Raw genomic sequence first — 20798 nt, forward strand, 5'->3', positions numbered from 1 at the left:
CGACGGCGGTTGCCCGTCCGCACTCCGGGGCGTTCCCGGATGTTCTCCCGGGGTTCGCCCGTTCGGGTCGTTCCGCCCCGCAGAGAGTAGCGGTTCGGGAGGGCGGACGGGCACGGGGCATGAAGGACGGGGCCGGAGGGGACTCGTCTCGGGCACTTTCGAGAAGACCCCCGAAAGATGTTGAACATTAAAGGGAATGTGTCTACAGTAGGCCTTGTTGAAAGTGATTGAACGTTCAACGGGATCAGCCGATCCCCTGTCCCCAGGAGGAACGCACCATGGGCATCTTCAGCCGCAAGAGCAACCAGACCGCCACCGCGACCGCCCCGGCCGCCGTGAACCCGGACCTGGCCGCCCTGACCGGTGACTACACGATCGACCCCGCGCACACCACCCTCGGCTTCGTCGCCCGGCACGCGATGGTCACCAACGTCAAGGGCAGCTTCCAGGACTTCACCGGCACGCTGCACCTGGACGGCTCCGACCCGTCCCGCTCCACCGCCACCCTCGACGTGGTGATGGAGAGCATCGAGACGGGCAGCGCCGACCGTGACGGTCACCTGAAGAGCTCGGACTTCTTCAAGATCGAAGAGTTCCCGAAGATGACGTTCCGCTCCACCAAGGCCGAGGCCCTCGGCGGGGACGACTACCGCATCACCGGTGACCTGACGATCCTCGGCACCACCAAGCCGCTCACCATCGACCTGGAGTTCAACGGCGCCGCCACCGACCCGTTCGGCAACCAGCGCGTCGGCTTCGAGGGCAAGGCCGAGATCCTGCGCTCCGAGTGGGGCCTGACCTGGAACGCGGCGCTGGAGACGGGCGGCGTCCTGGTCTCCGACAAGATCAAGCTGAACTTCGACATCTCGGCGATCCGCAACGTCTGATCAGCCGACGGCGCGGCCCTGACCGCCGCCACCCCTGAGCGCGCCCGCCCCCCGTCACCCCCGTACGGGAGGGCGGGCGCTCGGCGTCCTCGGGCCTGACCTCGAACCCGGCCGTGGGCACGGACCCGGTGTCCGGAGTTTCCCCGGGGCCCGGCGTTCAGAACCCTCCGCCGAAGTCCCCGCCGCCGAAGCCGCCGCCACCGCCGAAGTCTCCCCCGCCGAAGCCGCCGCCGAAGTCCCCGCTGTCGAAGTCGGCGCCGGAGACGTCTCCGCCCGTGTAACCGCCGAAGTCTCCGTAGCCGGAGCCGTAGTCGGCCGCGTAGGAGGGGCCGGCCATCATGCCGCCGAGCACCGTGCCGACCAGCAGACCGGGCAGCAGGCCGCCGCCGAAGTAGCCGCCCGCCCAGGGGCCGTAGGCCGGGCCCGCCTCCCAGTAGGGGCGGCGGCCCAGGTCGGTGTCGACCTCGCGGACGGCCGGCTCGTGGCCGTCGGCCAGGCGGGCCCGGTCCGCCGCACAGACCGGGACCTCCCGCTCGGTGCCGCCGGCGGGCCTCCAGAGGGCGTCGGCGACCGAGGGGCCGTGGCGCGGGTCGAAGAAGCAGGGCGGCCTGCGCTCCGGCAGCGGCCGGCCCGCACGGCGGGCGTCGAGCCGTGCCAGCGCGAAGCGGCCGTCCTCCACGGCCTGGGTGACCGCGCGGACGTCCTCCGGCCTGCCGGCCGCGTCCATCAGTTGCTTGGACTGCTCGTAGGAGTCCAGCGCGCGCCCGTAGTCGGCGCGCATGGCGTCGTCGGCGCCGGGCTCACCGGGGCGGAAGTCGAGCCGGTCGAGTTCCTCGCCGAACGCGGTGATGTCCTCGTCGACCACCACCCGCAGCTTCTCCAGCGCGGCCCGCTGCTCCTCCTCATGACGGCGCCGGTTGCGCCGGGACACCGCGTACACGCCCGCGCCGCCGGCGGCCAGCAGGGTGCCGACGGTGATCAGCCCGCCGACGGGGGCGCCGTCGGACCCGCCGCTCCAGGAACTCGGCGCCGAACCGCCGACGTTGCGCAGCGCGTCGTCGACGAAGTCGTTCAGCTGGGCCTTGGCGTCGCCCGCGTCCTGCGTGGCCGTGACCAGGTTCTGCACGCCCTGGCGGCTCAGCACGCCGCTGTCGGCGCGCGCGTCGAACGCGTCGCCGAGCCGGATACCGTACAGGCCGGTGACGCCGGTCTCGGTACGCAGGTTCCGGAAGAGGTTCTCGGTGGGGTAGCCGGCCGGGAGGACCGCCACGAGGACGGGTTTGTCCGCGTCCTCGATCTTGTTCGCGAGGGCCTCGGCGTCCGCCTCGGACAGGATGTCCCTCGCCGCGGGGTCGACGTAGACGGGACTCTCGCGCAGAGCCTGGGCCACGGTGGAGAGGTCGGTGGCCGCGTGCGCACCCGGCGCCCCGGCCATCAGGACCGCCAGCGCGGCGGCCACGGGCACGATCAGCAGGCGTACGAGGGTACGCGTCAGCGCGTCCTTCATATGTTCGAAGCTACCCGAACCGGCCCGGAAACGGGCATCCGGGCCCGGCAGGGATTCCTCCGCGACGGCGCGAAGTCCCTGCCGGGCCCGGTCCGCTCAGGCCGCCGGTTCGACCCCGGCCCGCAGCAGGCCGTAGGTGTACGCGTCCTCCAGTGCCTGCCAGGACGCGGCGATGACGTTGTCCCCGACGCCCAGGGTCGACCACTCCCCCGCGCCGTCGGACGTGGAGATCAGGACCCGGGTGGTGGAGTGCGTGCCGTGCTTGCCCTCGAGGATGCGGACCTTGTAGTCGACCAGTTCCAGCTTGGCGAGCTGCGGGTAGATCCGCTCCAGGGCGACGCGCAGGGCCCGGTCCAGGGCGTTGACCGGGCCGTTGCCCTCCGCCGTGGCGACGATGCGCTCGTTCTCGGCCCACAGCTTCACCGTGGCCTCGTTGGCGTGGGTGCCGTCGGGGCGGTCCTCGACGATCGCGCGCCAGGACTCGACCTCGAAGTACTTCAGCTGCCGGCCCTCGACCTCCGCGCGCAGCAGCAGTTCGAAGCTGGCGTCGGCGGCCTCGTACGTGTAGCCCTTGAGCTCGCGTTCCTTGACCCGCTCCACGACCCGGCCGACCAGTTCGCGGTCGTCTCCCAGGTCGATGCCGAGTTCCTTGCCCTTGAGCTCGATGGAGGCGCGGCCGGCCATGTCGGACACCAGCATCCGCATGGTGTTGCCGACCCGCTCCGGGTCGATGTGCTGGTACAGGTCCGGGTCGACCTTGATGGCGGAGGCGTGCAGGCCGGCCTTGTGGGCGAAGGCGGAGACACCCACGTAGGGCTGGTGGGTGGAGGGGGTGAGGTTGACGACCTCGGCGATGGCGTGCGAGATGCGCGTCATCTCCCGGAGCCGGCCCTCGGGCAGGACCTTCTTGCCGTACTTGAGCTCCAGCGCCGCCACCACCGGGAACAGGTTGGAGTTGCCGACCCGCTCGCCGTAGCCGTTGGCCGTGCACTGGACGTGGGTGGCGCCCGCGTCGACGGCGGCGAGGGTGTTGGCGACCGCGCACCCGGTGTCGTCCTGGGCGTGGATGCCGAGCCGGGCGCCGGTGTCGGCGAGCACCGTGGAGACCACGGCCTGGATCTGGGCGGGGAGCATGCCGCCGTTGGTGTCGCACAGGACGACGACGTCGGCACCGGCCTGTGCGGCCGCGCGGACGACCGACTTGGCGTACTCGGGGTTGGCGCGGTAGCCGTCGAAGAAGTGCTCGCAGTCGACGAACACCCGGCGGCCCTCGGCCTTGAGGAAGGCGACGGTGTCGCGGACCATCTCCAGGTTCTCGTCCAGGGTGGTGCGCAGGGCGAGCTCGACATGCCGGTCGTGGGACTTGGCTACCAGCGTGATCACCTGCGCGCCGGAGGCGAGCAGCGCCCTGACCTGCGGATCCTCGGCGGCGGTGGTGCCGGCGCGACGGGTGGCGCCGAAGGCGACCAACTGGGCGTGCCGGAACTCGATCTCCTGCTGGGCGCGGGCGAAGAACTCGGTGTCCCTCGGGTTCGCGCCCGGCCAGCCGCCCTCGATGAAGCCCACACCGAAGTCGTCCAGGTGCCGTGCGATGGCCAGCTTGTCGGCGACCGTGAGGTTGATGCCCTCGCGCTGGGCGCCGTCGCGCAGGGTGGTGTCGAAGACGTGGAACGAGTCGTCGGGCTCGCTGGTTGCGGTCATGGTCTGAAGGCTCCTGATGTTGGATCTCGGTCTACCGGAATGACCGGTTCCACCGTCCCCCCATGGTCCCTCGCGCCGGCTCCCCGGCTTCTGGTGGGCCAGGAAACAGAAAAACCTCTCGCGGGTGCGAGAGGTCTGCGCGCGGGTCGAGGACGACGATGTCCGCCCGTACGTTGTCGTACGGACGGTCACTGCGGACCGGCGCGCCTGCTGCCAATAATCGTGGCGAACGAGAGCACGGGGGCAGTGTGGCACAAACCGGCCCGACGATCACCGTCCGTCTCAGGATACGGGCGCCGGGTGTCCGCTCTGCAGCGCCCTGACCTCACCGCCCCCGCCGCCCCCGCCGGACGGGCCGCCGCGGACGTGGGGTCCGGGCGGCCCTGACGGGGCGGACGGGGCGGACGGGGCGGACGAGGTCAGCCCAGGGGGTGCATCCAGCCCTGCTTGTCCTCGGCCGTGCCGCGCTGGATGTCGAGCAGGGCCTGACGCAGGCGCATGGTGACCTCGCCGGGCTCACCGCCGCTGTGCTGCCACTCGGCGCCGGCCCGCTTGACGGTGCCGACGGGCGTGATGACGGCCGCGGTACCGCAGGCGAACACCTCGGCGAGGGTGCCGTTCTCGGCGTCGCGCTGCCACTGGTCGACGGAGACCCGCTCCTCGACGGCCTCGTAGCCGAGGTCGCGGGCGACGCTCAGCAGGGAGTCACGGGTGACGCCCTCCAGGATGGAGCCAGTGAGGGTCGGCGTGACGATCTTGTTGCCGTACACGAAGTACAGGTTCATGCCTCCGAGCTCCTCGACCCAGGTGTGCTCCACGGCGTCGAGGTAGCAGACCTGGTCGCAGCCCTTGGCCGCGGCCTCGGCCTGGGCGAGCAGCGAGGCGGCGTAGTTGCCGCCGGTCTTCGCGTCGCCCATCCCGCCGGGGACGGCGCGGACGCGGTCCTCGGAGACCCAGATGGAGACCGGCTTCACACCGCCGGGGAAGTAGGCGCCGGCCGGGGAGGCGATCACCAGGAACAGGTACTCGTTGGCGGGCTTGACGCCCAGCCCGACCTCGGTGGCGATCATGAAGGGGCGCAGGTAGAGGGATTCCTCACCGCCGTGCGCCGGCACCCACGCCTTGTCCTGGCCGACCAGCGCGTCGCACGCCTCGATGAACGTCTCCACCGGCAGCTCGGGCATCGCGAGGCGGCGGGCGGAGCGCTGGAAACGTTCGGCGTTCTTCTCGGGGCGGAAGGTGGCGACGGACCCGTCGGGCCTGCGGTAGGCCTTCAGGCCCTCGAAGATCTCCTGCGCGTAGTGCAGGACGTGGGTCGCCGGGTCGAGGGGGATCGGCGCGTACGGGACGAGCTGTCCGTCGTGCCAGCCGCGGCCCTCGGTCCACTTGATCGTCACCATGTGGTCGGTGAAGTGGCGGCCGAACCCCGGATTGGCCAGGATCGCCTCCCGCTCGGCGTCCGAGAGGGGGTGGGCGGAAGGCTTGAGCTCGATCGTGGGCGTCGTCATGAGTGGTTGTCCTTCACCGGTTGTAGTGACGGGCCGCGCTCACGCCCGTACGGCCGTGGCCAGTGGTAGGACGTCCGAGCATTCCCTCATTCCGCGGCTCCGCGTTCGATTATCGCCCGGAGGCGGCGGCGGAGGGAATACGGGGTGAATGCGGCCCGGTGGTCGATGGTGGCACCCGGCGGGGACAGGGGGAAGCCGCCGGGCGGTTGCGACCGGCGGCTTCGAGTGGTGTCGAGTGTGCGCGCCCGGTCAGCCGGCTACGCGTACGGCGAGCGCGTCGCCGATCTCGGAGGTGCTGCGCGCGGGCAGCCCGCCGCGCTCCGCGAGGTCGGCGGAGACGGCCTCCTCGATGCGGGCCGCCTCGGCTTCGTGGCCGAGGTGGCGCAGCAGGAGGGCGACGGAGAGAACCGTGGCGCTCGGGTCCGCCTTGCCCTGGCCGGCGATGTCCGGGGCCGAGCCGTGCACCGGCTCGAACATCGACGGGAACGCGCCGGACGGGTTGATGTTCCCGCTCGCGGCGACGCCGATGCCGCCGGAGACGGCCGCGGCGAGGTCGGTGATGATGTCACCGAAGAGGTTGTCGGTGACGATCACGTCGAACCGGGCCGGGTCGGTGACCAGGTAGATCGTCGCGGCGTCGACGTGGATGTAGTCGGTGGTGACCTCGGGGAACTCCGCGGCCACCTTGTGGAAGACGTTCGTCCACAGGTGTCCGGCGAAGGTCAGCACGTTGTTCTTGTGGACCAGCGTGAGCTTCTTGCGCGGGCGGGCCTGGGCGCGGGCGAAGGCGTCACGGACCACGCGCTCGACACCGAAGGCCGTGTTGACGGAGACCTCGGTGGCGACCTCGTGCTCGGTGCCCTTGCGGATGGTGCCGCCGTTGCCGGTGTACGGGCCCTCGGTGCCCTCGCGGACGACGAGGAAGTCGATCTCCGGCTGCCCCGCGAGCGGCGTGGCCACGCCCGGCAGGAGCTTCGACGGCCGCAGGTTGACGTGGTGGTCGAAGGCGAAGCGGAGCTTGAGCAGGAAGCCGCGCTCCAGGACGCCGGAGGGGACGCTCGGGTCGCCGATCGCGCCGAGCAGGATGGCGTCGTGCTGCTTCAGCGCGTCGAGGTCGGCGTCGGTGAGGGTCTCACCGGTGGCGTGGTAGCGCCGCGCGCCGAAGTCGAACTCCTTGGTCTCCAGCTTCACATCCTGCGGAAGGACGGCGGAGAGGACCTTGAGACCTTCGGTCACGACCTCCTGGCCGATGCCGTCACCGGGAATCACTGCGAGATTGATGCTGCGAGACATGCGGGCACCCTACTCCTCGTCCCATGCTCTGACACGAGCCGTCCGGGATGCGGACACCCGCATGGGGGAACCGTCGGCCGGCACCGCGCGGAGCGGCTCAGTGGCCGGTCGACCCGCCGTTGTCCCGGCGGTCGAGGGCCCGCTGGAGGGCGGCTGCGGCGTTCTTGCGGTCGGACTCGCTCGTACGGGAGGCGTGACGGACGCGGCGGCGGACAGCGGTCTCGGGCATGGGGATCGACTCCTTCGACAAGCCTGGTGCGACGGGAACGGCGGGAAGCCCGGGAACCATGGGACCCATGGAAACCACAGGAACCACAGGAACCACGGAAATACCGTGAGGAAAACGCGTCACCGGAAGGGGCGGGGAGCGGGGGCCGCAGGGATTGCCTGCACGGGGCCCGGCTCACGACCGCCGTTCGCTTGATCGAGCGAGACGTTCGGCTCCTACAAAAATAAGGGCGCGCGGGGCATCTGTCTGCACAATTACTCGGACTTCCTACTATCTGAGACGGTGGACCGCGTCACATTGCCACGACCTGCGAAAACGTCGGACGGGCCAGGTCCCTGCGACCTGGCCCGTCCGACGGGGCAGCGGCAGCGGGTACGAAGGTCCCGCTGCCGGGGGGCGTCAGCCCATGTGCGGGTACGGGTAGTCGGTCGGCGGGACCAGCGTCTCCTTGATGGCACGGGTCAGGGTCCAGCGCATCAGGTTCTGCGGGGCGCCGGCCTTGTCGTTGGTGCCGGAGGCGCGACCGCCGCCGAAGGGCTGCTGGCCGACGACGGCACCGGTCGACTTGTCGTTGATGTAGAAGTTGCCGGCCGCGTAGCGCAGCTTCTCCATCGTGTACGCGGCGGCCGCGCGGTCGTTCGCGATGACCGAGCCGGTCAGCGCGTAGTCGGACACCGACTCCATCTGGGTCAGCATCTCGTCGTACTTCTCGGCGGAGCTGTCGTCGTAGACGTGCACGGCGAGGAACGGGCCGAAGTACTCGGTGCGGAAGACCTCGTTGTCCGGGTCGTCGCACTCGACGACGGTCGGACGGACGAAGTAGCCGACGGAGTCGTCGTAGCTGCCGCCCGCGACGATCGTGCAGGACGGGTCCGCCTCGGCGCGGTCGATCGCGGCCTTGTTCTTGGCGAAGGCCCGCTCGTCGATGACGGCGCCGATGAAGTTGGACAGGTCGGTGACGTCACCCATCTTGATGCCGTCGATCTCGGCGGCGAACTCCTCCTTGAACCCGGAGTTCCAGATGGACGCCGGGATGTACGCGCGGGAGGTCGCCGAGCACTTCTGGCCCTGGTACTCGAAGGCACCGCGGGTCAGGGCCGTCTTGAGGATCGCGCGGTCGGCCGACGGGTGGGCGACGACGAAGTCCTTGCCGCCGGTCTCACCGACCAGCCGCGGGTAGGTGCGGTACTTCTCGATGTTGTTGCCGACCGTCTTCCACAGGTGCTGGAAGGTCTTGGTCGAGCCCGTGAAGTGGATGCCCGCCAGGTCCCGGTGCTCGAGCGCGACCTCGGAGACCTCGATGCCGTCACCGGTGACGAGGTTGATGACGCCCTTGGGCAGTCCGGCCTCCTCCAGCAGCCGCATCAGCAGCACGGCGGCGTGGGTCTGGGTCGGGGACGGCTTCCAGACCACGACGTTGCCCATCAGCGCGGGCGCGGTGGGCAGGTTGGCGGCGATCGCGCTGAAGTTGAACGGCGTGATCGCGTAGACGAAGCCCTCCAGCGGGCGGTGGTCCATGCGGTTCCACACGCCCGGCGAGTTGGCCGGGGGCTGCTCGGCCAGGATGCCGCGCGCGTAGTGGACGTTGAACCGCCAGAAGTCGATCAGCTCGCAGGGGCTGTCGATCTCGGCCTGCTGGGCGGTCTTGGACTGACCCAGCATGGTGGAGGCGGCGATGGTCTCGCGCCAGGGGCCCGAGAGCAGTTCGGCGGCGCGCAGGATGATCGCCGCACGGTCGTCGAAGGACATCGCGCGCCAGGCTGGGGCGGCGGCCAGGGCGGCGTCGATCGCGTCCTGGGCGTCCTGCCGGGTGGCGTTGGCGTAGGTGCCCAGGCGCGCCTTGTGGTTGTGCGGCTGCACGACGTCGAAGCGCTCGCCGCCGCCCATCCGCTTCTCGCCGCCGATGGTGCAGGGCAGGTCGACCGGGTTGTCGGCCAGCTCCTTGAGCTTGGTCTCCAGTCGGGCCCGCTCGGGCGTGCCGGGAGCGTAGCCGTGCACCGGCTCGTTGACGGGCGTGGGGACCTGGGTCACAGCGTCCATTGTGTGCGTACTCCTTGACTTGAGCGGTGAGTGGGTGAGCGGTGCCGCTCGGGCTCAGCCCTTGCTGACCATCGAGCGCAGGAAGAAGCGCAGGTTCGCCGGCTTCTCCGCCAGACGGCGCATGAAGTAGCCGTACCAGTCGGTGCCGTAGGCCGTGTAGACCCGCATGCGGTGGCCTTCGGCGGCCAGGCGCAGGTGCTCGTCGCCGCGGATGCCGTAGAGCATCTGGAACTCGTACTCGCCGATCTTGCGTCCGGCGGTGCGGGCGAGTTCCTGGGTGATGGAGATCAGACGAGGATCGTGGGACCCGATCATCGGGTACCCCTCGCCCTCCATCAGCGTCCGCAGGATGCGCACGTACGCCTTGTCGATCTCGTGCTTCTGCTGGTGGGCGACCTCGGCGGGTTCCTTGTAGGCGCCCTTCACCAACCGTACGCGGCTGCCGTCGGCGGCGAGGCGGCGCGCGTCGGCCTCGGTGCGGAAGAGGTAGGCCTGGATGACGCAGCCGGTCTGCGGGAAGTCCTTCCGCAGCTCCTCGTGGATGGCGAACATCGAGTCGAGGGTGGTGTGGTCCTCGGCGTCGAGGGTGACGGTGGTGCCGATCGCGGCGGCGGCCTCGACGACCGGGCGGACGTTGGCGAGCGCCCGTTCGTGGCCGCCGGGGAGCGCCTGGCCGAACATCGACAGCTTCACCGACATCTCGGCGCGGGTGCCGAGCGCCAGCGGCCCCAGCCGGTCGATCAGCTCCAGGTACGCGTCGCGTGCGGCGGCGGCCTGCTCGGGGGTGGTGATGTCCTCGCCGACGACGTCCATGGTCAGTTCCAGGCCGCTGCCGGTGAGTTCCCGGACGATCGGCAGGACCTCGTCGACGGTCTCACCGGGGATGAAGCGGTCGACGACCTGCTTGGTCACCGGGGCCGCCGAGACCAGGCGTCGCATCCGGTCGCTGCGCGACGCGGCGAGAATCACGGGACCCAGCACGGGGCACCTCCACAAGCTGCGAAACGGCCGTCACCCGACGTTTCGGGTACGGCACGGAGAACCACCGTGAAACCTAGGGATTCCTCCGAGCGTGGGCCATCGACAGCTGTCACGCATCCGCGCCGCCGATCTCAGACAGGTGTATGAAGGCCGCGCGGTTCTGCGGGACAATGCGGGGGTGACGTCGGAACGCAGGGGCGACTACCAGGAGCTGGTGGACGAGATCTCGGAGCTGCTGGGCGCTCCGGCGACCCTGGAGAACCGCGACTTCGAGCTGATCGCGTTCGGGGCGTACGACAGCGAGGGCGACCTCGATCCGTCCGCGCTGGACCCGGTGCGCACCCGCTCGATCCTGACCCGCCGTTCGACGGTCGCCGTCCGCACCTGGTTCGAGGGTTTCGGCATCACCCGCGCGACCGGTCCGGTGCGCATCCCGCGCACCCCGGAGGCGGGTGTGCACCGCGGACGCATCTGCCTGCCGGTACGCCACAAGGGTGTCGTCCTCGGCTATGTCTGGCTGCTGGACTACGACCCGGGCCCCTCCGAGGTGCAGCTGAGCGCGGCCATGGGAGTGGCGGCCCGGATCGGGGCGCTGCTCGCCGACGAGGCGCAGCACGGCGCGGACCTGACCCGCGAGCTGCGGGCCGTCCTCGGTGCGGAACGCGACTGGCAGCGCGGCATGGCGGTCGCCGAACTCCGTACCGCCCTCGGTGGCCGCGCCGACGGCCCGCACGTCATGGTCTGTGTGGCCCCGTGGCCCTCCGCCGATCCCGACGACGCCCCGTCGGTCCGTACAGTGCCGGGCGCGACGGCGCTGTGCACCCTGCCGTGGGGGGCCGCGGACGTGTCGCTGGCGCTGCTGCTGCGGCTGCGCGCGTCCGACGTGCTGGCCCCGGCGACGGCGGCCGCCTCGCGGCTCCTGGAGCGGGCGCACGGCAGCGGCTCCGGGCCCCGGGGCGGGGCGGTCGGCGCGCGGGAGGGCTCGGGCGGCCGTTCCGGTCCCGCCGTGGCCGCCGGGATCGCCGCGCCCCGCGCCGGCCTCGCCGAACTCGACGTCGCCTGGGGCGAGGCGTCGGCGGCGGCCCGCGCCGCCCTGGCCGAGCCCCGGTTCGGCCCGGCGGCCCGGTGGACCTCGATCGGCCCCTACCGGCTCCTGACCGCACTCCCCGCGCGGGCCGCCCACGACCCCGTCGTCGGCCCGCTGCTCGCCCCGGCGCACCGGGAACTCGCCCGCACCGCCGAGACCTACCTCGACTGCGCGGGCCGGGCCGGCCGCACGGCCGGCGAGCTGGGCGTCCACCGTCAGACCCTGTACTACCGCCTGTCCCGCATCGAGCAGCTGACCGGCCTCGACCTGGACGACGGCGAGGACCGGCTCCTGCTGCACATGGCGCTGAAGGCGCACCGCCTGTGATCTGATCACCGGGAGCCGTGTCGGCGCCGGGGACGGCCTTGCTCTCCCGGCCGACGAAAAAGACAGGAAAGACGGGCAGGACGGGTAAGGCGCCGGGCAGCCGAGACGGTTCTCGGCCGCCCGGCGCCTTTCAGTCCGGACGGGGGCCCGGGGGCGGGGCTCCCGGGGACGGCGGGATCAGACCAGCTCCACCGACCGGGCCGACGTCGCCCCGATCTCCGCCGAGAGCTCACCCAGCACCGCGGGGGACACCGTGTCGTCGACCGTCAGCACGGCGAGTGCCTCGCCGCCGACCGTCGCACGGGCGACCTGCATGCCGGCGATGTTGATGCCCGCCTCGCCCAGGATGCGGCCCACGGTGCCGACGACACCCGGACGGTCCTCGTAGCGCAGGACGACCATGTGGTCGGCGAGCGCGAGGTCCACGTCGTAGTCGCCGACCGCGACGATCTTCTGGACGTTCTTGTGCCCGGCCAGCGTGCCGGAGACCGCGATCTCCTCGCCGTCGGCGAGGGTGCCGCGCACGGTGACCACGTTGCGGTGGTCGGCCGACTCGGAGCTGGTGGTCAGCCGCACCTCGACGCCCCGCTCCTGGGCGAACAGGGGCGCGTTCACATAGGACACCGTCTCGTCGACGACGTCCTCGAAGACGCCCTTGAGCGCCGAGAGCTCCAGCACCTTCACGTCGTGCTGGGTGATCTCGCCGTACACCTCGACGTCGAGGCGGACCGCGACCTCACCGGCGAGCGCGGTGAAGATCCGGCCGAGGCGCTCGGCGAGCGGCAGGCCCGGCTTGACGTCCTCGGCGATGACCCCGCCCTGCACGTTCACCGCGTCCGGGACCAGCTCACCGGCGAGCGCGAGGCGCACCGAACGGGCGACGGCGATGCCGGCCTTCTCCTGGGCCTCGTCGGTGGAGGCACCGAGGTGCGGGGTGCAGACGACCTGGTCGAACTCGAACAGCGGGGAGTCCGTGCACGGCTCCTTCGCGTACACGTCGAGGCCCGCGCCGGCGACGCGGCCCTCCTTGAGCGCCGCGTACAGCGCCTCCTCGTCGACGATGCCGCCGCGCGCGGCGTTGATGACGCGCACGCTCGGCTTGACCTTGCGCAGCGCCTCGTCGCCGATCAGGCCGAGCGTCTCGGGGGTCTTGGGCAGGTGGACGGTGATGAAGTCGGAGACCTCGAGCAGCTCGTCCAGCGTCAGCACCTTCACCCCCATCTGCGCGGCCCGCGCGGGCTGCACATAGGGGTCGTAGGCGACGATCTTCATGCCGAAGGCGGACATGCGCTGCGCGACGAGGGCGCCGATCCGCCCCAGACCCACGACGCCGAGGGTCTTCTCGGCGAGCTCGACGCCCGTGTACTTGCTGCGCTTCCACTCGTGGTTCTTCAGCGCGGCGTTGGCCTGCGGGATGTTGCGCGCGGTGGCGACGATCAGTCCGCAGGCGAGTTCCGCGGCGGTCACGATGTTCGAGGTGGGGGCGTTGACCACCATCACGCCCGCCTTGGTGGCGGCGGAGACATCGACGTTGTCCAGGCCGACTCCGGCCCGCGCGACGACCTTGAGCTTCTTCGCGGCGGCGATGGCCTCGGCGTCGACCTTGGTGGCGGAGCGGATCAGGATCGCGTCCACGTCGGCGATGGCGGGCAGGAGCTCCGCCCGGTCCGCGCCGTTGCAGTGGCGGATCTCGAAGTCCGGGCCGAGCGCGTCCACGGTCGCGGGCGACAGTTCTTCGGCGATGAGTACGACAGGTTTCGAGCTCACGTGAGTCCTCACATGTCCATGGGGGCTACCACCCGTGCACGGGTGGCGCCACGAGGGAGGACGGCCGTCCCGACGGCCGCATGCGGTGGAGGGGAGCGGCGCCGGGGTGGCCTGCATTCCTCGGTGTCGCTCAGCCGCGTGGAAGACGCACGACGCTGTGGGCCTGACGCGTATGTCTCAGCAGTGTAGTGGCGCCGGGGCCCCGTCCTGCGTCACCGCAAAAGGATCATCCGGAAGTGGCCGGGCAGGCCTGTCGGCGAAGAATCCAGCCCCTGTGGCGTGGGAGATACGGGGGTGTGGGGCGAAGCCTCCGCGACGGCGCCGGCGGGGCCGGGGCGGCCCGGGCGCGGCACCGTCGCGGAGTGCTCGGCTCACGCGTCTTCGTCGACCCAGCTCATGAGCTTGCGCAGCTCCTTGCCGGTGGTCTCCAGGAGGTGCTCGGAGTCCTGCTTCTTGTACTCGTTGTACTTCTTCAGACCGCCGTGGTACTCGTCCATCCACTGCTGGGCGAAGGTGCCGTCCTGGATCTCGGCGAGGACCTTCCTCATCTCGGCCTTGGTGGCGTCGGTGATGATCCGCGGGCCGGTGACGTAGTCGCCCCACTCGGCGGTCTCGGAGATCGACCAGCGCATCTTCTCCAGGCCGCCCTCGTACATGAGGTCGACGATCAGCTTCAGCTCGTGCAGGCACTCGAAGTAGGCGATCTCCGGCTGGTAGCCCGCCTCGGTCAGGGTCTCGAAGCCCGCCTTGACCAGCGCCGCGGTGCCACCGCACAGGACGGCCTGCTCACCGAACAGGTCGGTCTCGGTCTCCTCGGTGAAGGTGGTCTTGATGACGCCGGCGCGGGTGCCGCCGATGCCCTTGGCGTACGACAGGGCCAGCGCGAAGGCGTTGCCCGTGGCGTCCTGCTCGACGGCCGCGATGCAGGGAACGCCGCGGCCCTCCTCGTACTGGCGGCGCACCAGGTGGCCCGGGCCCTTGGGGGCGACCATGCAGACGTCCACGCCGGCCGGCGGCTTGATGAAGCCGTAGCGGATGTTCAGGCCGTGACCGAAGAACAGGGCGTCGCCGTCCTTCAGGTTGCCCTTGATGTGCTCCTCGTAGACCTGGGCCTGGATCGGGTCCGGGACGAGGATCATGATGACGTCGGCCTCGGCCGCGGCCTCGGACGGGGTCACCACGCGCAGGCCCTGCTCCTCGGCCTTGGCCTTGGACGTGGAGCCCTCGTGCAGACCGACGCGCACGTCGACGCCGGAGTCGCGCAGCGACAGGGCGTGGGCGTGGCCCTGGCTGCCGTAACCGATGACCGCGACCTTGCGGCCCTGGATGATGGACAGGTCGGCGTCGGCGTCGTAGAACAGCTCGGCCACTTTGGGTTCTCTCCTTGTGTGCGGGTGTCGCGTCCCACCGTATGACGGCGAGGGGGCGGGAAGTTTTGGAGTCTCGGAATACGGGCGGCCGGGAGTGTCGCCGACCGCCCGGTCCGTCTTACGCCGATCGGTCGAGAGCGCGCAGCGACCGGTCGGTGATCGAACGGGCACCGCGCCCGATCGCGATCGTCCCGGACTGGACCAGCTCCTTGATGCCGAACGGTTCCAGCATCTTGAGCATGGCGGACAGTTTGTCGCTGCTGCCGGTGGCCTCGATGGTGACGGCCTCCGGGGAGACGTCCACCGTCTTGGCGCGGAACAGCTGGACGATCTCGACGATCTGGGAACGCGTCTCGTTGTCGGCGCGCACCTTCACCAGAACGAGCTCGCGCTGAACGGCCTGGGCCGGCTCGAGTTCGACGATCTTCAGCACGTTGACGAGCTTGTTGAGCTGCTTGGTCACCTGCTCCAGCGGGAACTCCTCGACGCTCACCACGATGGTGATACGGGAGATGTCGGGGTGCTCGGTGACACCGACGGCGAGCGAGTCGATGTTGAAGCCGCGGCGGGAGAACAGCGCGGCGATCCGGGCCAGGATGCCGGGGGTGTTCTCCACCAGGACGGAGAGCGTGTGCTTGGACATGATCTCTTGGGTCTCTCTCGCTCAGTCGTCTTCGTTGTCGCCGAAGTCGGGTCGGACGTCGCGGGCGGCCATGATCTCGTCGTTGGAGGTGCCGGCGGCGACCATCGGCCACACCATGGCGTCCTGGTGGACGATGAAGTCGATGACGACCGGGCGGTCGTTGATCGAGTTCGCCTCCTCGATGACCTTGTCGAGGTCCGCCGGGTCCTCGCAGCGGATCGCGTGGCAGCCCATGGCCTCCGACAGCTTGACGAAGTCGGGGACGCGGGTGCCGGCGCTCCGCTGCGTGGCCGGTCCCACGGCGGAGCCGCCGTTCAGGCCGGTGGGGGCGCCGTTCGTCTCGACGGGGCCGGAGCCCAGCACGGTGTTGGAGTACCGCTGGTTGTAGAACAGGGTCTGCCACTGGCGGACCATCCCGAGAGCGCCGTTGTTGATGACGGCGACCTTGATCGGGATGTTGTTCAGGGCGCAGGTGGTGAGTTCCTGGTTGGTCATCTGGAAGCAGCCGTCGCCGTCGATCGCCCAGACGGCCCGGCCGGGCTGTCCGGCCTTGGCGCCCATGGCCGCCGGGACGGCGTAGCCCATGGTTCCGGCGCCGCCGGAGTTCAGCCAGGTGGCGGGCTTCTCGTACTGGATGAAGTGCGCGGCCCACATCTGGTGCTGGCCGACGCCCGCGGTGAAGATCGTGCCCTCGGGCGCCAGCTGTCCGATGCGCTCGATGACCTGCTGCGGGGAGAGCGAACCGTCCTCGGGCTGGTCGTAGCCCAGCGGGTAGGTGTCGCGCCAGCGGCTCAGGTCCTTCCACCAGGCCGCGTACTTCGACCTGGCGGCCTCGCCCCAGTGCTCCTCGGCGTGCTCCTTCTGGACGGCCTGGACGAGGTCGGCGAGGACCTCGCGGGCGTCACCGACGATCGGCACGTCGGCGGTGCGGTTCTTGCCGATCTCGGCCGGGTCGATGTCGGCGTGCACGATCTTGGCGTACGGGGCGAAGCTGTCCAGCTTGCCGGTGACGCGGTCGTCGAAGCGGGCTCCGAGGGCGACGATCAGGTCGGCCTTCTGCAGCGCGGTGACGGCGGTGACCGAACCGTGCATGCCCGGCATTCCCACGTGCAGCGGGTGGCTGTCGGGGAATGCGCCGAGTCCCATCAGGGTGGTGGTGACGGGAGCACCGGTGAGTTCCGCGAGGACCTTCAGCTCGGCCGTGGCGCGGGCCTTGATGACGCCCCCGCCGACGTAGAGGACCGGCCGCTTCGCGGCGGTGATCAGCTTGGCCGCCTCACGGATCTGCTTGGCGTGCGGCTTGGTGACGGGCCGGTAGCCGGGCAGGTCCATGGTGGGCGGCCAGGAGAAGGTGGTCTTCGCCTGGAGGGCGTCCTTGGCGATGTCCACCAGCACCGGGCCGGGGCGGCCGGTGGAGGCGATGTGGAAGGCCTGCGCGATCACCCGGGGGATGTCCTCGGCCCTGGTGACCAGGAAGTTGTGCTTGGTGATCGGCATGGTGATGCCGACGATGTCCGCTTCCTGGAAGGCGTCCGTGCCGATCGCCTTGGAGGCGACCTGGCCGGTGATCGCGACCAGCGGCACGGAGTCCATGTGCGCGTCGGCGATCGGGGTGACCAGGTTGGTGGCACCGGGGCCCGAGGTCGCCATGCAGACGCCCACCTTGCCGGTGGCCTGCGCGTACCCCGTGGCCGCGTGGCCGGCGCCCTGCTCGTGCCGGACCAGGACGTGACGCACCCGGGTGGAGTCCATCAGCGGGTCGTAGGCGGGAAGGATCGCACCGCCGGGGATGCCGAATACCGTGTCGGCGCCGACCTCCTCGAGAGAGCGAATGAGGGACTGCGCGCCCGTGACGCTCTCGGGGGCGGACTGCTGTCCTCCGGATCGGGGCCGCGGCTGCGGATGGGCCCCGGTGGCCTGCTCGGTCATCGGCTTCTCTTCTCGATGCTGAGGGTTCTTGCGAGGTTTGTGCGGTGTGTGCGGGCGGTGCGGCAGGTGCTGGTGCAACAAAAAACCCCTCGTGCCAGAAGGCAAGCGAGGGGAGCGCGCCGGGCGGGGGCGCCGAGCAGTCGTTGCTCAGCGTCAGCCGACGCGCTTTCCAAGTACGAGAATTCGGGTGCGCATGGCATTGACCCTCCCCCCGGCGTGCATCGACTGTCAAGTGGGTGGGACAGGCGTCTCACCATGTGAGCGCAGAGCCGTGCCACCTCTGAGCATGGTGGCCACCCCCGACGCGTACCCGCCGGAGCCGCCGCCCGCGAACACGGGCTCGGCCGGTCCGTGCGGCATCGGACAGCGGCCGGCGCCGAGCGCCCTGCGCAGCCGGTACTCGTCCAGGGGTCCGGAGAAGGCCACACCCTGCCCGTGCGTGCACCCCATCGCGCGGAGGGCGACGACCTGCTCGGGCAGGTCCACCCCGTCGGCCACGGACTGCATCCCGAGGTCGCCGGCGATCCGCAGCAGCCCGCTGGTGATCTTGTGCAGCCGCGCGGACTCGACCACGCCCTCGACCAGGCTGCGGTCGAGTTTGAGCACGTCCACGGGGAGCCGCCGGAGAGCGGTGATCGCCGCGTAGCCGTCGCCGAAGCCGTCCAGGGCGATGCGGACGCCGACGCGCCTGAGGGCGGCCAGGCGGCGCTCCAGCTCGTCCAGGCAGACCCGCGGGTCGGTTTCGGCCACCTCGACGACCAGCGAGCCGGAGGGCAGTCCGTACCGGGTGAGCAGGGCCTCGATCGAGCTGAGCGGCAGCGAGCGGTCCAGCAGCCGACGGGCACCGAGCCGGACGGTCACGGGCACCGACACCCCCGTCGCCTGCCGTTCGGCGGCCTGTTCGACCGCCTCCTCCAGCAGCCAGCGGTCCAGCTCGGCGGTCTTCTCGCTGTCCTCGGCGACGCGCAGGAACTCCGCGGGGGTGAACAGCACACCCTGCGCGGAACGCCAGCGCGCCTGCGCGCAGACCGAGGTGATCCTGCCGTCCTCCAGGGACACCACCGGCTGGTGCAGCAGCGCGAACTCCCCGTGGTGCAGCGCGGCGCGCAGCCGGGTGGCCAGCTCCGCCCTGCGGACGACGTCCTGCTGCATCTGCGGCCGGTACAGCTCCACCCGGCCCTTGCCGCCGGCTTTGGCCCGGTACATGGCGAGGTCCGCGTTGCGCAGCAGTTCACCCGCGCCGAGGGCCGGTTCGGCGAAGGCGACACCGATGGAGGCGTTGACCCGGACATCGTTGCCGTCGATGAGGTAGGGCTGGGACAGGGTCACTCTGAGACGGTCGGCGAGCTCCAGGATGTGCCGCTCGCGGGCCTCCCGGTCACGGGCACCGTCGCCCACGATCAGGGCGGCGAACTCGTCGCCGCCCAGCCGGGAGGCGGTGTCGCCCTTGCGGACCGCGTCCCGGAGTCTGCGGGCGGCGTGGATGAGCAGCTCGTCCCCGGCCTGGTGGCCGATGGTGTCGTTGACCGCCTTGAAGCCGTCGAGGTCGATGAAGAGCACGGCCGTGCCCCTGAGGGCGGCACCCCGGTCGGAGGCCCGGCGGCCGGACAGGGCCTGCTGGACGCGCCGGGTGAACAGGGAGCGGTTGGGCAGGTCGGTCAGCGGGTCGTGTTCGGCGTTGTGCTGGAGCTGCGCCTGCAGGCGCACTCTCTCGGTGACGTCCCGGCTGTTGAAGATGAGACCGCCGTAATGCCGGTTGACGGTCGACTCCACGTTCAGCCAGCCTCCCCCGCTCTCGGCTTCGCCCGAGCGGGAGGACCCCCCTGAGCGGGAGGTGCCCCCACCGCCGGAGCGGAAACGGCACTCGATGCGCGTGGTGGGCTCCTCCACGGGGCTGGCGGCGAGGAAACGGCGCACCTCGTGCACGACGCAGCCCAGGTCCTCCGGGTGGATGAGCTGGGCCAGTTCCGTACCCACCAGCTCCTCCGCGGGACGGCCGTACACCCCGGCGGCGGCCGGGGAGACGTAGCGGAGCATGCCGCTGGGCGCGGCGATCATGATGACGTCGCTGGAGCCCTGCACCAGGGAGCGGAAGTGGTTCTCCTTGTGCGCCAGTTCCTGGGTGAGGGTGAGGTTGTCGAGCAGCATGATGCCCTGGCGCACGACGAGTGCGAGGACCACGGTGCCACCGGTGAGCAGGACCACGCGGTCGACGCTGCGGCCGTTGAGGACGGTGTAGAGGATGCCCAGGGTGCACACGGCCGCGGCGAGGTACGGGGTGAGCGCGGCGAGGGAACCGGCTATGGGCCGGGAGACCGGATAACGGCCGCGCTCACCACCGGGCCCGGGGAGATGGTGGTGGCCGGGCCCGGGGAGATGGTGGTCGGGTCCGCCGCGCTGGCCGGGCAGGTGCTCGTGCACCACGCGCGGGTGCCCCTCGTCCTCGGACCGGTCGCTCCTCGGTCCGGTCCAGGGGGCGTACGCCAGGAGCAGCGAGCCGGCGAACCAGCCCGCGTCGAGCAGTTGCCCCGAGCGGTAGGTGTCGTGCAGCAGCGGGGAGGTGAACACGGCGTCGCACATCACGGTGAGCGCGAGCGCGCCGATCGCGGTGTTGACCGCGGAGCGGTTCACCGCCGACCGCCGGAAGTGCAGGGCGAGCACCATGCTGACCAGGGCGATGTCGAGCAGCGGATAGGCCAGGGACAGCGCGGTACGCGCCACGTCCTCACCGCCGGCCTGCGCGGCCTGGGCGAGCGCGAGGCTCCAGGCGAGGGTGAGCAGGGAGCCGCCGATCAGCCAGGCGTCCAGCCCGAGACAGACCCAGCCGGCCTTGGTCACGGGCCGTTTGGCGAGCACCAGCAGTCCGACGATGGCGGGGGGCGCGAAGCACAGGAAGAACAGGTCCGCGTAGCTGGGGCTGGGCACGGGAACGCCGAGAACGACCTCGTACCACCCCCAGACCAGGTTGCCCAGGGACGCCATGGCGGAGGAGATGCCGAACAGCATCCAGGCGGGCCGGAAGCCGACACGGCGGCCGCGCGCGTGGAGGAAGCAGGAAACGGCCGCCGCGGCCGCGGCCGCGCTCAGCCCGAAGTCACCCATGATCAGAGCGAGCCGGTCCGATCCCCAACCGAGCGCGGCCCCGATGGCATAGGCCGCGCAGACGAAGGCCAGGACGAGTTGCGGGACCAGACCCGTCCGGCGGTCCACGGCCGCCGGACGGGCCGGTGCCGCTCCGGGGGCGGACTGTGCCCGCACCGCCTCCTCGAGCGTGGACGTGGAGGCCGGCGCGCTCACCGGTCCCTCCCGGTCCGCGCTGCCTCCACGTCCCTCGGGTACCGCGACACCCCCGCGCCCTCCGGGTTGCGGGGCTCGGGGCAAAGCGGCCACTCGCCGCGGCGCCCCCGGCTGCGCGCAGTCGTGCGCCAGGGTCGCCGACGGTGGCTCCGTCGCGTCGGATCGCTCGTCCATAGGCCGTGCATCGCCCGTCGCCCCCCTCACAGTCCGCAATGTCAAACCCCCGCGCCGA

General features: G+C 71.0%; 14 protein-coding genes. 2 read left to right on the forward strand and 12 right to left on the reverse strand.

The genetic code is table 11. From position 1 onward, the window contains the following. The first annotated feature begins 278 nt into the window (after positions 1-278). On the forward strand, positions 279-887 hold the full coding sequence (locus PYS65_RS10780) for a YceI family protein (RefSeq protein ID WP_279333715.1): 609 nt from the start codon (positions 279-281) through the stop codon (positions 885-887). A gap of 157 nt (positions 888-1044) precedes the next feature. Here the strand turns inward: PYS65_RS10780 and PYS65_RS10785 are convergent, their stop codons facing one another. From PYS65_RS10785 to PYS65_RS10815, 7 genes are all read right to left on the reverse strand, one after another. Beyond that, on the reverse strand, positions 1045-2394 hold the full coding sequence (locus PYS65_RS10785; protein WP_279333716.1) for a hypothetical protein: 1350 nt from the start codon (positions 2392-2394) through the stop codon (positions 1045-1047). A gap of 96 nt (positions 2395-2490) precedes the next feature. Next, entirely contained in the window at positions 2491-4095 is a 1605-nt protein-coding gene (gene cimA / locus PYS65_RS10790; RefSeq protein ID WP_279333717.1) for a citramalate synthase, read from the reverse strand. Positions 4096-4514: 419 nt separating this feature from the next. Further along, positions 4515-5603, reverse strand: coding sequence for a branched-chain amino acid aminotransferase (locus PYS65_RS10795; protein ID WP_279333718.1), 1089 nt, complete (start codon positions 5601-5603; stop codon positions 4515-4517). Between the two features lie 249 nt (positions 5604-5852). Continuing rightward, positions 5853-6896 (reverse strand): 3-isopropylmalate dehydrogenase, encoded by a 1044-nt coding sequence (locus PYS65_RS10800; RefSeq protein WP_279333719.1) that lies wholly within the window; start codon positions 6894-6896, stop codon positions 5853-5855. 97 nt (positions 6897-6993) lie between these two features. Next, positions 6994-7125 carry a hypothetical protein gene (locus tag PYS65_RS10805; RefSeq protein WP_272932900.1) on the reverse strand — a complete coding sequence of 44 codons (132 nt, stop codon included), beginning with the start codon at positions 7123-7125 and terminating at the stop codon, positions 6994-6996. A gap of 399 nt (positions 7126-7524) precedes the next feature. Then, the gene (gene pruA, locus PYS65_RS10810) at positions 7525-9165 is read right to left on the reverse strand and encodes an L-glutamate gamma-semialdehyde dehydrogenase (protein WP_279333720.1); all 1641 of its coding nucleotides are present in this window, start codon (positions 9163-9165) and stop codon (positions 7525-7527) included. 54 nt (positions 9166-9219) lie between these two features. Then, entirely contained in the window at positions 9220-10146 is a 927-nt protein-coding gene (locus PYS65_RS10815; protein ID WP_279333721.1) for a proline dehydrogenase family protein, read from the reverse strand. A 178-nt stretch (positions 10147-10324) separates the two neighbouring features. On the opposite strand from PYS65_RS10815, the gene PYS65_RS10820 reads away from it, so the two are divergent. Beyond that, a complete protein-coding gene (locus PYS65_RS10820; RefSeq protein ID WP_279333722.1) occupies positions 10325-11560 on the forward strand; it encodes a PucR family transcriptional regulator in 1236 nt (411 codons plus the stop codon). A gap of 177 nt (positions 11561-11737) precedes the next feature. On the opposite strand, the gene serA is transcribed toward PYS65_RS10820, so the two are convergent. The 5 genes from serA to PYS65_RS10845 form a co-directional block, all read right to left on the reverse strand. After that, a complete protein-coding gene (gene serA, locus PYS65_RS10825) occupies positions 11738-13327 on the reverse strand; it encodes a phosphoglycerate dehydrogenase (protein WP_279333723.1) in 1590 nt (529 codons plus the stop codon). A gap of 371 nt (positions 13328-13698) precedes the next feature. Then, a complete protein-coding gene (gene ilvC, locus PYS65_RS10830; RefSeq protein WP_279333724.1) occupies positions 13699-14697 on the reverse strand; it encodes a ketol-acid reductoisomerase in 999 nt (332 codons plus the stop codon). Between the two features lie 118 nt (positions 14698-14815). Beyond that, entirely contained in the window at positions 14816-15340 is a 525-nt protein-coding gene (gene ilvN, locus PYS65_RS10835) for an acetolactate synthase small subunit (RefSeq protein ID WP_279333725.1), read from the reverse strand. Positions 15341-15361: 21 nt separating this feature from the next. Then, positions 15362-17269 carry an acetolactate synthase large subunit gene (locus PYS65_RS10840; protein WP_279333726.1) on the reverse strand — a complete coding sequence of 636 codons (1908 nt, stop codon included), beginning with the start codon at positions 17267-17269 and terminating at the stop codon, positions 15362-15364. A 228-nt stretch (positions 17270-17497) separates the two neighbouring features. After that, positions 17498-20566, reverse strand: a complete 3069-nt coding sequence (locus tag PYS65_RS10845) for a putative bifunctional diguanylate cyclase/phosphodiesterase (RefSeq protein ID WP_279333727.1) — start codon at positions 20564-20566, stop codon at positions 17498-17500. Between the last annotated feature and the right edge of the window lie 232 nt (positions 20567-20798).

This window comes from Streptomyces cathayae (assembly GCF_029760955.1).
Taxonomy (GTDB): domain Bacteria; phylum Actinomycetota; class Actinomycetes; order Streptomycetales; family Streptomycetaceae; genus Streptomyces; species Streptomyces cathayae.